Source organism: Paenibacillus alkalitolerans, assembly GCF_016482785.1.
GTDB classification, from domain to species: Bacteria; Bacillota; Bacilli; order Paenibacillales; family YIM-B00363; genus Paenibacillus_AE; species Paenibacillus_AE alkalitolerans.
Genome location: NZ_JAEMXM010000010.1, coordinates 143,575 through 155,687, shown reverse-complemented (window position 1 = coordinate 155,687; position 12,113 = coordinate 143,575). Strand labels below are relative to the sequence as shown.

Genomic DNA, 12,113 nt, shown 5'->3' with positions numbered 1-12,113 from the left:
AAATTGGTGAAAATGGACATTTTGTACCGATACTTTGGAACCGGAAGCATGCCATAAACGCAGAAAAACCCCGTCCATGCTGAAACGGAAGGGGCTTCGTTCTCAAACTTATAAATGTGATCCTCCGGTCGCATCGATCATCTGACCCGTTACCCAGCGGCCGTCCGATGCGGAGAGGAACGAGACTATGTCCGCAACGTCCGATGGCTGCCCGATCCTGCCGAGGGCAGACATTTCGGCGGCGTACTTCTCTCCGTCGGGGGTATGCAGCCATGAGGCGTTAACGTCCGTATCGACGATGCCCGGAAGAACCGCATTGACCGTAATGCCGCGGGAACCCAACAATTTCGCAAGATGCAGCGTAAATGTATTAATCGCGCCTTTAGACAAATTGTAAGCCATGATGTGGGGATATGCGATTCGCGTAACTCCGGAAGAAATATTGACAATGCGTCCGCCGTCGCGCAGAACCGGCAATGCGTGCTGGACGAGGAAGAACGGGGCTTTCACGTTGACGGCAAACACCTCGTCGAATGATTCCTCCGTTGTCTCCTCGAATGTTTTCGAAGTAGCGATGCCCGCATTATTAACCAGAATGTCGAAGCGGGGAACTCCCGTAACGCCAATAAGCGCTTCCTTCAACGAATCGATCAACAGCTGTACCCCAGCAACAGTTTCGAGCTTTGCTCCTATGGCAATTGCACGTCCCCCTTGCTCTTCGATGACGCGAACGACATGTTCCGCGGCATCGCGGCTGTTGCCGTAATGAACGATAACGAGCGCGCCGTCTTCCGCCAGCCGCAGCGCAATTCCTTTGCCAATCCCTCTGCTTGCTCCAGTGACTAATGCAACTTTCCCTTTCAATCGTTTCAATTGTCTCACTCCTTATTTGGTCTGGAACTACTGTACACCTTCCAGTAAAGGGGAGAGTCAAGAGGTCGCAGAAAGAAACAACGAGATGCTATTTAGACGACTCGACGGGTATGAGCAATTCCGCCAGTCTCAACTTTCCATACATATCTGTGTCCGAGGTTAAATAGATTTCCCGGATCGGTTCTTTATCGGGATGAATATATCCATTCGATGAAATCCACGACATCAATTGCGCAACCGCTGTGCATGAATTATCGTATGGGTCGCATCGGTGCACAAGGGAAGCGGCTGCTTTCCATTCGGGCTGGAGGCCGACTTTCACTCTGTCGCTGCTTGGGATATGTTTGGTTAGCGGCAATGCCACCTCGATATCGGCTCGATCCATATTCATGCTGCGGTAATCGTGCCATAAAATCGTGAGTAAATTACCGTCACTCTCCCCGTAGATGCGAACGTACTGCGTGATTTCGTCCAGCAGCAGACACAGCTGCGAACGGGGGATCACGTCGCGAATGGAGGCCGCGAGCCGAGGTTTTACATGCCGGATTGTTATTGTTGATGGTTTATGTTGATTTTCCGTCCGTTCCATGCGGAGCAGTTTTGCATTGATTTCATCCAACTGATGCTGCGCCTCTTGGATCGTACGCAGCAGTTCTTCCTTCTTGTCTAGCAACTTGCTCCTCACTGTATCCGGTAGCACTTTTTCTTCCAGAAGCGATTTAATTTGTTCCAACGTAAAACCCTGTTCTTTCAAAGCAACGATGCGCTTTACGGTGAGGAGCTGCTCCTCGGAATAATACCGGTAACCGTTGTTCATGTCTACCGCGGCAGGCTTTAATAATCCCGTCTCATCGTAAAATCTCAAAGTTTTAACAGATACTCGGCTCAGCTTAGAGAAAGCGCTGATTTTTAACACCGAAGCTGTCTCCTTTCAGAAATTCGGTTATTTTAAACCATCTTATTTCATAACGATGCAACGGGTAAAGGGCTGGTCGTCTTTGTATGTTATTCCAGTTTCAAGATGCTATAATGATGAAACATTACGGTGTTTGAACACACAGTGGATTGGATGTGAGAATGTGCCAGGCGTAAACTTTTTCCGCGATGAGTCGGTACCCTTTCTAGAAATTAAATTTTGTAATGACAAAAGCTTATCGTATAAGAAACATTTTCATGAAGAATATTCAATTGGGGTTATAGATGAAGGCTCGAGTTCGGTGTGGTGCGACGGTAAAAACATCGATGTCGGGGCGGGAAGGTTCATATGGATTCCGCCTTACTTGCCGCACGCCTGCAACCCCCGGGAGAAGTCGGATTGGAAATATAAGATGCTGTTTATTCGCCCCGAGTGGATGAATCAAGCGCTGGGGGCTAAGGAGGAGAATCTCCATGAGCCGTTCCTGTTCGAAAATGAAACGAATCAACTGTTAAAGAGATATTTGAATGATATGATCCGCTGCTTGAAGAGCCGGAAAACTCCGTTAGAGACGGAAACCGTTGCTATTGAAATGGTAGATATGATCAGGAACGGGAGAGCCGTCAAAGAGAAGCGGCCGGGCGATGGTTGCCAAGCCAAACAAAGTCTGATAAGGGTCAAGGATTATTTGCATGAGCACTATTTGGAACGGGTTACGTTGGAGCAGTTCGAGAAGGTGTCCGGGATCAGCCGCTTTCACTTGCTCCATTCGTTTAAGAAAGAGCATAATATTCCGCCGCACGCTTATCAGAATCTCTTAAGAATTAATTTCGCCAAGAAAGAATTGCGCAAGCGGAGGCCCATTGCGGAAATTGCCGCGGAAGCGGGCTTTTACGACCAAAGCCACTTTACGAAATTATTCAAAGGGTATGTCGGCGTCACTCCGCACAAATATGCTATTTCAATGTAAGTCCGTATAAAGAACAATTTCATACAATACTCCTCCGCCCCGACTCTGTACAATGGCTTCAACATCAGATGAGGGGATAGAGGAAGGTGTCATCCGTTAAACTGAAAGCAATATTGATAAAAGCGGAAAACTATAATATCGCGGGAAATTTGGCTATGGTCGTTGTCGTGATATTGTGGGGTTATTCATTTGTCAGCATTAAAATTGCGGTAAGCTTCGTTCCTCCTGTCACAATGGCGCTTCTGCGGTTTATGATCGCATCCGTCATTCTCTTTATACTGCTGAAGAAATTGGAGCCTGCCGCAACACTTGAGAAGAGAGATTTGCTTAGAATGGGATCGGCCGGTTTCTTGGGAGTCACGTTGTATTTTTTTCTTGAAAATACCGGGATCAAACTTTCAACCGCCTCGAATGCCGCCCTTATTGCTTCCGTTATTCCCATCCTCGCCACGTCTTTGGATATTTGCTTTTATAGGACGAAGGTTTCTGCAACGCAATGCTTGGGCATGGTGCTGGCGATTGCGGGGACATATTTGGCGATTACCGCGAACGGACAGGTTCGGCTCGATTCCGTACATTTCAAGGGAAATGTTCTCATCGTTTGCGCGATGGTGTCGTGGGTGCTGTACACTTTATGCAATAAATCATTCGGGGCAAAATATTCGGGGCTGTCGGTAACGGCTTGGCAGCATATGCTCGGTACCGCTCTGTTAATTCCATTAGCCATTACGGAATACCAACAGTGGAAGCTCTTTCCGGTCTCTATTTTGCTTCATATTATATTTCTTGCCGCGTTCTGTTCCGCGGGCTGTTATTTATTATACATTTACGCTTTAAGAAAACTGGATGTTGCGGCAACCACGATGTATTTGAACCTTGTGCCGATTGTCGGGGTCATATGCGGACATTTGTTGTTGGGGGAGACCGTTTTACCCGTTCAGCTCCTTGGGGGAGCCGTAATCATAGGCGGGATTCTCTTGGTCAATCTAATAAACCGCAAAGACGCTATTTCGGCAAAGATTATTGAATGAATGCCGCAACGCTGCGCCCTACTTCAAACCCGTCCAAGCCATCGGACCGTCTCCGCCGATTCGCGTAATGATGCGAGCCACGTCGGACGGGGACAGCTGTCTGCCTGATTCGAACCAATGCATCAAAATGCCGAGATTGGCCGAAGTGACATACGCAATCAGGTAATCGCGCGGGATGGCCGCGTCATCCGGCTGCGGAATATTTTTTAATACATGGTTAAACAGCCTGTCCTTCATAAACTCCTTGACTCTGAGCGGAAAAGCGGGATCTCCCTTCGGTCCGAGAATGACGCGGAAGAAGTCGGCGTGTTTGTCGAAATATTCGAGCACTTTCACGCTGGGTGGATAAGGTTCGTCTTTGTCCGCATAATATTTAAGCTCAAACGGATTGATTCGGGCCATCTCATGAGTCAACCCTTCGAATATTTCCGTCTTCAGCTGCTCCAGAAAGTCTGCCGCATCGCGGTAATGCAGGTAGAACGTCCCCCGGTTTACGCCAGCCCTTTCGGTCAAATCGCTTACGGTCAAGCCGTCCATCCCTTTTTCCTCTATAAGTTCCAGCAAGGCTTTGCGAAGCAGCTGTTTTGTCCTTATTTTACGGCGGTCCATTTTGATCGTCATCGGATCACCCTTTTTAAAAATTTTGTGAAAAATGAACATGCGACGCTCGAAGTGACGATTACTAAACATTTTTCAGCTAAACTGATTATTGATTTGCCCTTGGCACCAATTATAATTAACATCGTGATGATTAATCAACACTTTGTTCATTAAAATTCAGGGAGCTTGGGGAGGCTGTTAGAGATGGTTTTTGTGAAACAGCGGTTGTTGTGGATAGGGATAGTCGTTGTTTTCGTTGTGATTATGATTTTCGGCTTGGCGATGATGGGCTCGGCGCTCGGGGCGAAGCCGAAAGATTTGCCTGTTGCGTTGGTCGTGCTCGATCAAGGCGCGGACCTTCCGAACGGCGGCAAGCTGGCAATCGGGGAGACGATTACAAGCAAGCTTCTCGAGCTGGAAGATTTGCCGGTCGCGTGGGAGGTGCTCGATTCCGAGGAGGAAGCGAGGAAGGGGCTCGACGATCAGAGTTATTACGGCGCTTTGATCATTCCTTCCGATCTGAGCTCGGGGGTGCTCTCGCTGCAGACGCCGGATCCGAAACCGGGGACCGTGAAAATATTGGTGAATGAAGGTATGAACGTGCAAGCGGCAGCAGCTGTGAAGCAAATTTTAGGGCAAGTGGCGAGCGGGGTGAAGAGGGAGCTGACCAAGCAAGCTCTTACGATGATCGGCCAACAGACGCAGCAGCTTCCGGTTCGCGCAGCAGAAGCGCTGCTGGCGCCGTTTGATGTGGAAGAGCTGATTGTTCATCCGGTCGGCGAGAATAACGCGAACGGCAGCGCGCCGAACATGCTGACGCAGATTATGTGGCTGGGCAGCATGGTCGCCAGCATCTTCTTGTTCCTTGCGGCCGGCAAAGAGAAGGAGAAAGGGTACGGAAGTTGGGCGGTCGTCTCTTCGCAGACGGCTGCCGGATTGTTGACCGTGTTTGCCGCATCCGGATTCCTGATGTGGATGGCTTCTTCTTGGTACGGAATGGAGATCGACGGGCTTACGGAAGCATGGTTGTTCCTTTGGCTTGCGGGGACCGCGTTCTTCCTCTTGCAGTCATCGCTGCTCAACTGGATCGGGTTCCCGGCTGTCGCTCTGCTTGTCTTGCTGCTGTTTTTCTCAATGCCGGTTATTAACATGGCGCCGGAATTTTTGACGGAAACGACGCGGGATTGGCTCTATTCCTGGACGCCGTTCCGATTCGTCACGGAGGGATTGCGCAGCATTATGTACTTCGGAGGCACGGATGTTGCGGCTGCTAGCTATTCGGTGTTGTGGTGGCTTGCCGGGACCTGTTTCGTACTGCTGCTCGCTTCCGGCGTCCGGAAGAAAGCCGCCGCCGTAAAGGCGGTATCGCAGTAAGTAGTTGGCAATACTAATGAAGATACCCGGTGTGCTTCTGTTCAGGCGGGCCGGGTTTTTAGGTTGTAAGGGGGTTATGGTACGATAGGGGTATATTTTATCACATCGGAGTGAAACGCAGCATGGCGGGAAACGGAAAGAACCGGAGCGACATTCGCCCGGGATTGCACGTCGATATCGTGCTTAAGAAGGATCAGAGAACGGGTGTGACGACACGCGGGGTGGTGAAGGACATCCTGACGAACTCGCTTTTTCATCCCCACGGCATCAAGGTCAGACTTCAAGACGGGCAGGTCGGCCGGGTTCAGTCGATCGTGGACGGTACGGACATATAAAACGCGAACATTTTCAGGGCTGCCCATACGGGATTAGCCCTGTTTTGGTTTTTTAGTTGTTATTTATATCGGGGCGACATATAATATGTATCGAATCGACATATAGAAATGGTGTAAGTAAGGAGGTTTACTATGTACGAATTGTTTATCTTAGGCGAGTTGATGACAGGGGATAAACATGGGTATCTGCTGCAGGACATTCTAAAAAATGCGGTCGGACCCTTCCGGCAGATCAGTTCGGGAACGTTATATCCGCTCCTGTCGCGGCTTGTGGAGAACGGACTGATTCGTCAGCTGGCAGATGAGGGAAAGGAGGGCGCAAGACCGCGAAAATTGTACCAATTGACCGAAACCGGCCGCCAACGCTTCCATGAACTAATGGCGCAACCGCTCGAGCATAACGCGGAGGCCGAGCTTCTTTTTCATTTCAAAATGGTCTACTTCCTTTATGTGCCCAAAGACGTTCGTCTTGCCTGCCTGGAGCAGTATTTGAAGTACCTGCAAATCAACCTGCATTATATAACCGGCTTCGAGTCAAAAATCCTGCTTTATAAACCGGAGCCCGAAAAAGAACGCGTTCAATTACTGCGGGTTATCGATCACCGGAAGCATGTCGGAGCGGCGGGTATCCGGTGGGTGGAGGAAGAGATTGAGCGAATTAAATCGAGTGGAGAATAACTTAGAGTCGCTGGGGAGGAATGTGCGTGGAGCGCTTATGGACGAAGCCTTTTGTTCTAATGACGGTTGGAATGCTTTTACTGGGAGCCGGTTTTTATTCGCTCGTTCCGACTTTGCCGCTTTATATTAAGCAATTGGGGGGTACAGAATCGCAGGTCGGGTTGGCTGCCGGTATGTTTACGCTGTCTGCCGTCATATTTCGTCCGTTCGTCGGCGGAATGCTGGATCGGTACGGCAGGCGGCCTTTTATACTTTGGGGGCTGCTTCTCTTCGCATTGTCCATGTATTTGTACGATTGGGTCGGCGGCATCGTCAACTTGATGGCTTTGCGCGTACTGCACGGCATGAGCTGGGCCGTCTCCACAACCGCCGTCGGAACCGCGGTTACGGATATTATTCCGGTCTCCCGCCGCGGTGAGGGCATGGGTTGGCACGGTATGGCGATGACGGTGGCCGTTGCGATCGGCCCGCTCCTTGGAGTGTGGGTCACACAAAGTTATTCGTTCCATGCGCTGTTCCTTATGGCTGCCGGTCTTTCCGCCGCGGCGCTGCTTTTCGCAGCTGTGACGAAAATACCGTTCCAACCGAAGGCGGCAGGGGGAAGGATGGAATTTTTCGATAAATCGGTTTTACCGGTAACGGTCGCGCTCTTTTTCCTGGCCGTCGCTTATGGAGGAATTCTCACATTTCTGCCGCTGTTTGCCGAATCGATCGACGTAAACTCCGGGACGTTCTTTCTCGTATATGCCGTCGCGCTTACCCTGATTCGGCCCGTTGCCGGAAAACTTTCGGACAGTCACGGCGAATTGGTTGTCATCGTGCCGGCACTTGCGGTTACGATTTCAGCATTGCTGGTACTAAGCTTCGCTAACGGATTAGCCGGCGTCATTGCTTCGGCCGTGCTGTTCGGCACCGGTATCGGTTCGGCGCAGCCGGCGCTTCAGGCGGCAACGCTGCGTCTTGCCCATCCGGACCGTAAAGGAGCAGCCAATGCTTCCTTCTTTACCGCGTTTGACTTGGGAATAGGACTTGGGGCCATCATACTGGGGTGGGTTTCCCAATATACGGGCTATCAGGTTTTGTTTATGGCCAGCGCCGTGTCGGTTGCCGTTTGCTTGTTCATTTTGGTAGTGTTCGTAAGGCAACGGTTGAAGGTTGGTGTACAGAGCAACGAAGCGGCAAAATCTGTTTGACACGAAACCATTTGGTGTCGTATAATTCGATGTGAAACCAAATGGTTTCGCAATTAGGAAGGATTGTGATCGGTGAATGAAGAGTTGTTGAAAAAACTGCGCTACAAAGAAGGACGGGCAACGGTATTGAATGCGCCTGAAGGATACCGTCTTGGCATTGAAGCAGGGGAGGTGATCGGAGAGGCAAACGATTTTTTCAACGATAAAGAATTTATAAGTTTTCTGCTTTAGCAGGAAATGAGTAAATTCTTTACCAAGAAAAACTTCCTCTTACTCGCGGTCGCTCATCCTTGAATGTACTTCGATAGAAGTTTTTCTTATGCTATTTGCAAACAATGCGGAAGAAGTTCGCGAATGGGTGCCTAAAGTGATTCCGGCCTTGAAAGAAGATGCGATCTTCTGGATCGCATACCCGAAGCAAAGCTCGAAAATCAAGACGGACATCAACCGGGATATTTTGTTCGGCATCGTGCAGGATATTTCATTTAGACCCGTAAGCAACGTGGCCATCGACGATAAGTGGTCGGCGCTGCGGTTTCGCCATCGGGATAAAGTGAAGACCGCCAAATAAACACTACCAAACAGGAGGATAAAATAATGGGGAACGACACTCAAAAGACATTGCCCGATATTGAGAAGAAGATCGTGCTGAACGCGCCGATCATGAAAGTATGGCACGCCGTCGCCACTTCGGAGGGCATCGCGGCTTGGTTCATGCCAAATAATTTCAAGCCGGAATCCGGCTTTAAGTTCCAATTGGACGCGGGTCCGTTCGGCATGTCCGATTGCGAAGTAACGGAGTTGGATCCGCCAAACCGGCTATCTTTCCAATGGGGCGAGGAATGGACCGTTACTTTCAAATTGACTGAAATGGAAGGGAAAACGGAGTTTACGCTCATCCATTCCGGCTGGGTTGAAGGTATGGTTACGCCGTTCGGAGAAACGCACAATATTGTGCGCGACAGAATGTCTCATGGTTGGGGCGGACTTGTCGAAAAATTGGGCGCATACGTCGAAGTTTGATGATGACATCCGCATCGCCTAGACACGATGTATTTCAGGCCATCGCCGATCCGACCCGACGAGAGCTGCTGAAATTGCTCGGTGACCAGGAGATGCCCGTTACCGTGATCAGCGGACATTTTCCGATGACTCGGACGGCCGTTTCCAAACATCTGCGTATTTTGGCGGATGCCGGGCTGGTCAAGGAGAGAAAAGTCGGCCGCGAGACGAGGTACCGGCTCGAGCCCGAGCCGCTGCTCGAATTGAAAAGATGGCTGTCTTATTACGAACGGTATTGGGAAAATAAGATGGGCGCGTTGAAACGTTTGGTTGAGACCGGAGACAACGACGAGGAACAGGCTGGATCACCGTTGGAGTTGATTGAACCGGAGACAAATAAATAAGAAATCACCGGAGCGCTGCTTCACGGAGTCTCCGGTGATTTTTCCGCTGCTTTGAGCTTATCCTAATGGATAGGTTCAACATCCGCACGGTCGATTCATTGTTGACAGGAATTTGCAGCCGAAATATTTCGCTTAAGGTGAAATGTATCCGGCACTTCGGCCCGCTAACCGGAGAAAGTCCGGTTACAGCGCTTATTTTCGGCCTGCTGTGCGCTCCTAACCGGAGAAAGTCCGGTTACAGCGCTCATTTTCGGCGATCTGCGCGATCCTAACCGGAGAAAGTCCGGTTTACAGCGCTCATTTTCGGCCCACTGCGCCTTCCTAGGCGCAATTTTTGGCGATTTATGACCTAATGACTATTTTCAAGCGGATGTTGCCGCACTCGTCAAAAATCCATTGCATTGTCCAGCAAACGGGTCCTCTTTCGGCAGGTTATTGGCGTAAATGACCGTTATTAACGGCTTTCCCCTTCGTCTACTTATTCTTCATAAGCTCATACTTGAGACGCAGCAGCTCAATCGCTTCGGATGTATCCGTCTCGGACTTCAAATAAATCGATACCCAGCCCGATTCGGGATAAATGTGGTGGGGCTGCGCGCGTCCGGCGGAAATCATTTCATCCCGAATGGATTTCGGCAAAAGCATGTCGACCAGATGATCGCCGTGCAGATGTCCGATTTCCTTTCCTTCGTAGTTGAATTCAATTCCACCGAAGCGGTGGGGTTGAACGGTAACTCCGGGCCACGACAGCAATTCCGCGGTCAACGTTTCTTTCCGATTTGTATTCATCAGATCAACAACCTCCACACTAATGGATTGTTAAGACGTTACCTGCCGGCGCTTGCAGACAGGCTGCCTACTCTTCCTTTCAAGACAAAGAACACGATACAAATCTGAACCACGATAACGAATGCCAAGCACAATAAAATGGCCGGAAAAGGAATGCCCGAATCGGCCGCCTTTGTCGCCGCAGTCCCCCCGATCGCTCCCGCCAAAAATCCCGCCAAGCTGAATATTCCCATGCCGGAGCCGATATTTTCCCTCGGAAGCAGCAAGGTAACGAGTTTGGAGACGGATGACTGCATAAAAATGAACCCGACATTCGGCAGTATGAGACATAAAGCAACTACCCACGGGGCGATACCAGCTAACAAAGAAAGCGAGACAAAGCCGGCAATCATTAGCGACGCGGCAATGAGCATAATAGGAATGCTGCCATAGCGATCCGTCAGCTTACCTCCGACGCGCCCGAACACCGCAGCCGCCATGGCCGCCGGGAACAGCACCAATCCGATCCAGTCGGCGGTCAGTTGGAACGTCGATTTCAGCAGAAGCGGGGTGAGCAGCATGATGCTGAACCCTGTCGAGGCGGACAGAAACTGCGCGGCAACCGCGTAACGGAACGGCCCTTGTGTAAACAGGGATAGGGAGATGAACGGTTCGCGCGATTTGAGGCTTCTGGCGATGAAGAGCGAGAGCAAAACTGCGAAAGCGGCGGCATAAACAAGGTTTGAAGCCGTGATCGCAAGCATCAGCATCGCCACCGAAGCCGCCAGCAAGCCCGCTCCGAGTGCGTCGATGCTCCCTGCGCGCCTTTGCTCGTTCGGCAGCGCTTTGCGAAGGAACGGAAGTACCAGTAGCGTGCCGAGAGAAAGCAGGAACAGGTATTTCCAATGGAGCGCTCCCGCTACAAAGCCGCCTACGATCGGACCGACACCCGATGAGAAGGCGATGAAGGACGCGATCACGCCGATCACGGCGCCTCGGCGTTCCTGTGGGAAATAGCGCGCCGGAATAATCATCGCGAGCGCGGGTACCGAAGATGCGCCCGCGCACTGCACGAGACGGCCGGTTAGGAGCCACAAGTATCCGTCCGATAAGAAGCCGATGACGGAGCCGGCGGCAAACAACGATATGCCGATCGTCATCAACGTCTTTAGCGGGAATAAATCCGCCAGTTTTCCATACATAAGCGATCCGATCGCATATACCATCGCGTAGCCGGTGACAACCCAACCCGCCAGCGACTGCGTTATTCCGAGGTCCCCTGCGATATCCGGAAGCGCTACATTGAACATCGTCACATTCATTACCGAGAATAAAAGCATGCATCCAAGTAAAGGGACAATCTGTTTCCCGGGTTGTTGGTTCTGTTGAACTTCTTGCGTCATTGCTCGCTCACTCCGTTTCGCACTTGTTCTCTGACGTTGAACAGTATCTTCTGCAGCATGGACAGCGTAAGCTCATATTCCTCGCCGCCCATGCCGGACCGGATTTTTCCGTTCACATCATGTAATACTTCCTGCACCTTCGGCATGACCGATCTGCCCGATTCCGTCAAATAAAGCAAGTTGTACCTGTTATCGGCGGGGTCCGTTTCCCTTCGAACGTACCCTTCCGACTCCAGCTTGCTGATCGCCTTCGCCGTCGTCGTCTTGTCGATGAGCAGCTCTTCGCTTAGCGCTTTCTGCGAGATCCCCTCTTTGTTGGCAACCGTCATCAAGAAGATATACTGCCCGCTCCCGATACGGTATTGCTCCAACCGGGATGTAATAAGAATTTGCATATGGCGGTAAATGGCCGAAATATACTTGCCGGGCGACTCGACGCCCCCGCAAGGCGGTTGTTTCGAGTTCTGGTCCAATGAAAGCACCTCCTGTAAATAGGATGTCATTGCAACTAATATACGCGACAATAGGATGTCATTGCAACTATTTTTTGAAAAAAATTACTATTG

The 12,113-nt window shown here is 50.7% G+C and carries 16 protein-coding genes; 10 read left to right on the top strand and 6 right to left on the bottom strand.

From position 1 onward, the window contains the following. Positions 1 to 108: 108 nt before the first annotated feature. Together JET16_RS16795 and JET16_RS16790 are read right to left on the bottom strand one after the other, a co-directional pair. The gene (locus tag JET16_RS16795) at positions 109 to 873 is read right to left on the bottom strand and encodes an SDR family oxidoreductase (RefSeq protein WP_199617671.1); all 765 of its coding nucleotides are present in this window, start codon (positions 871 to 873) and stop codon (positions 109 to 111) included. Positions 874 to 961: 88 nt separating this feature from the next. Next, entirely contained in the window at positions 962 to 1,789 is an 828-nt protein-coding gene (locus tag JET16_RS16790) for a MerR family transcriptional regulator (protein WP_199617670.1), read from the bottom strand. Between the two features lie 163 nt (positions 1,790 to 1,952). On the opposite strand from JET16_RS16790, the gene JET16_RS16785 reads away from it, so the two are divergent. Continuing rightward, positions 1,953 to 2,759 carry an AraC family transcriptional regulator gene (locus JET16_RS16785; protein ID WP_199617669.1) on the top strand — a complete coding sequence of 269 codons (807 nt, stop codon included), beginning with the start codon at positions 1,953 to 1,955 and terminating at the stop codon, positions 2,757 to 2,759. An 86-nt stretch (positions 2,760 to 2,845) separates the two neighbouring features. Then, positions 2,846 to 3,790: a DMT family transporter gene (locus JET16_RS16780; RefSeq protein ID WP_199617667.1), complete on the top strand. Its 945-nt coding sequence runs from the start codon at positions 2,846 to 2,848 to the stop codon at positions 3,788 to 3,790. Positions 3,791 to 3,808: 18 nt separating this feature from the next. Here the strand turns inward: JET16_RS16780 and JET16_RS16775 are convergent, their stop codons facing one another. Continuing rightward, the gene (locus JET16_RS16775) at positions 3,809 to 4,411 is read right to left on the bottom strand and encodes a TetR/AcrR family transcriptional regulator (protein ID WP_199617665.1); all 603 of its coding nucleotides are present in this window, start codon (positions 4,409 to 4,411) and stop codon (positions 3,809 to 3,811) included. A gap of 183 nt (positions 4,412 to 4,594) precedes the next feature. On the opposite strand from JET16_RS16775, the gene JET16_RS16770 reads away from it, so the two are divergent. The 8 genes from JET16_RS16770 (at position 4,595) to JET16_RS16735 (ending at position 9,376) form a co-directional block, all read left to right on the top strand. Next, the gene (locus tag JET16_RS16770; RefSeq protein ID WP_199617663.1) at positions 4,595 to 5,764 is read left to right on the top strand and encodes a YhgE/Pip domain-containing protein; all 1,170 of its coding nucleotides are present in this window, start codon (positions 4,595 to 4,597) and stop codon (positions 5,762 to 5,764) included. Between the two features lie 122 nt (positions 5,765 to 5,886). Further along, positions 5,887 to 6,099 (top strand): YwbE family protein, encoded by a 213-nt coding sequence (locus tag JET16_RS16765; protein ID WP_199617661.1) that lies wholly within the window; start codon positions 5,887 to 5,889, stop codon positions 6,097 to 6,099. Positions 6,100 to 6,231: 132 nt separating this feature from the next. Then, complete coding sequence (locus JET16_RS16760) at positions 6,232 to 6,777, top strand: PadR family transcriptional regulator (RefSeq protein WP_199617659.1); 546 nt, start codon at positions 6,232 to 6,234, stop codon at positions 6,775 to 6,777. A 26-nt stretch (positions 6,778 to 6,803) separates the two neighbouring features. Next, positions 6,804 to 7,970 (top strand): MFS transporter, encoded by a 1,167-nt coding sequence (locus tag JET16_RS16755; RefSeq protein WP_199617657.1) that lies wholly within the window; start codon positions 6,804 to 6,806, stop codon positions 7,968 to 7,970. Positions 7,971 to 8,042: 72 nt separating this feature from the next. Next, positions 8,043 to 8,201 (top strand): hypothetical protein, encoded by a 159-nt coding sequence (locus JET16_RS16750; protein WP_199617728.1) that lies wholly within the window; start codon positions 8,043 to 8,045, stop codon positions 8,199 to 8,201. A gap of 88 nt (positions 8,202 to 8,289) precedes the next feature. Next, positions 8,290 to 8,541, top strand: coding sequence for a hypothetical protein (locus JET16_RS16745; protein ID WP_233531731.1), 252 nt, complete (start codon positions 8,290 to 8,292; stop codon positions 8,539 to 8,541). A gap of 26 nt (positions 8,542 to 8,567) precedes the next feature. Beyond that, positions 8,568 to 8,993: an SRPBCC family protein gene (locus tag JET16_RS16740; protein WP_199617654.1), complete on the top strand. Its 426-nt coding sequence runs from the start codon at positions 8,568 to 8,570 to the stop codon at positions 8,991 to 8,993. A gap of 2 nt (positions 8,994 to 8,995) precedes the next feature. Then, complete coding sequence (locus JET16_RS16735; protein ID WP_199617719.1) at positions 8,996 to 9,376, top strand: ArsR/SmtB family transcription factor; 381 nt, start codon at positions 8,996 to 8,998, stop codon at positions 9,374 to 9,376. Between the two features lie 474 nt (positions 9,377 to 9,850). Here the strand turns inward: JET16_RS16735 and JET16_RS16730 are convergent, their stop codons facing one another. From JET16_RS16730 to JET16_RS16720, 3 genes are read right to left on the bottom strand one after another with little or no spacing between them, the layout of a single operon-like run. Then, a complete protein-coding gene (locus JET16_RS16730) occupies positions 9,851 to 10,165 on the bottom strand; it encodes a luciferase domain-containing protein (protein ID WP_199617653.1) in 315 nt (104 codons plus the stop codon). Positions 10,166 to 10,203: 38 nt separating this feature from the next. Beyond that, complete coding sequence (locus JET16_RS16725; RefSeq protein ID WP_199617652.1) at positions 10,204 to 11,547, bottom strand: MFS transporter; 1,344 nt, start codon at positions 11,545 to 11,547, stop codon at positions 10,204 to 10,206. Next, positions 11,544 to 12,020, bottom strand: a complete 477-nt coding sequence (locus JET16_RS16720) for a MarR family winged helix-turn-helix transcriptional regulator (protein WP_233531729.1) — start codon at positions 12,018 to 12,020, stop codon at positions 11,544 to 11,546. Before JET16_RS16720 ends, JET16_RS16725 begins: the two co-directional genes overlap by 4 nt. Positions 12,021 to 12,113 lie beyond the last annotated feature (93 nt).

Excerpts from the sequence above, each read along its gene's own strand:
- JET16_RS16760 (WP_199617659.1), top strand. The coding sequence starts at position 6,232 with ATGTACGAATTGTTTATCTTAGGCGAGTTGATGACAGGGGATAAACAT.
- JET16_RS16725 (WP_199617652.1), bottom strand. The coding sequence starts at position 11,547 with ATGACGCAAGAAGTTCAACAGAACCAACAACCCGGGAAACAGATTGTC.
- JET16_RS16730 (WP_199617653.1), bottom strand. The coding sequence starts at position 10,165 with ATGAATACAAATCGGAAAGAAACGTTGACCGCGGAATTGCTGTCGTGG.
- JET16_RS16770 (WP_199617663.1), top strand. The coding sequence starts at position 4,595 with ATGGTTTTTGTGAAACAGCGGTTGTTGTGGATAGGGATAGTCGTTGTT.
- JET16_RS16735 (WP_199617719.1), top strand. The coding sequence starts at position 8,996 with ATGACATCCGCATCGCCTAGACACGATGTATTTCAGGCCATCGCCGAT.
- JET16_RS16745 (WP_233531731.1), top strand. The coding sequence starts at position 8,290 with ATGCTATTTGCAAACAATGCGGAAGAAGTTCGCGAATGGGTGCCTAAA.
- JET16_RS16775 (WP_199617665.1), bottom strand. The coding sequence starts at position 4,411 with ATGACGATCAAAATGGACCGCCGTAAAATAAGGACAAAACAGCTGCTT.
- JET16_RS16740 (WP_199617654.1), top strand. The coding sequence starts at position 8,568 with ATGGGGAACGACACTCAAAAGACATTGCCCGATATTGAGAAGAAGATC.
- JET16_RS16765 (WP_199617661.1), top strand. The coding sequence starts at position 5,887 with ATGGCGGGAAACGGAAAGAACCGGAGCGACATTCGCCCGGGATTGCAC.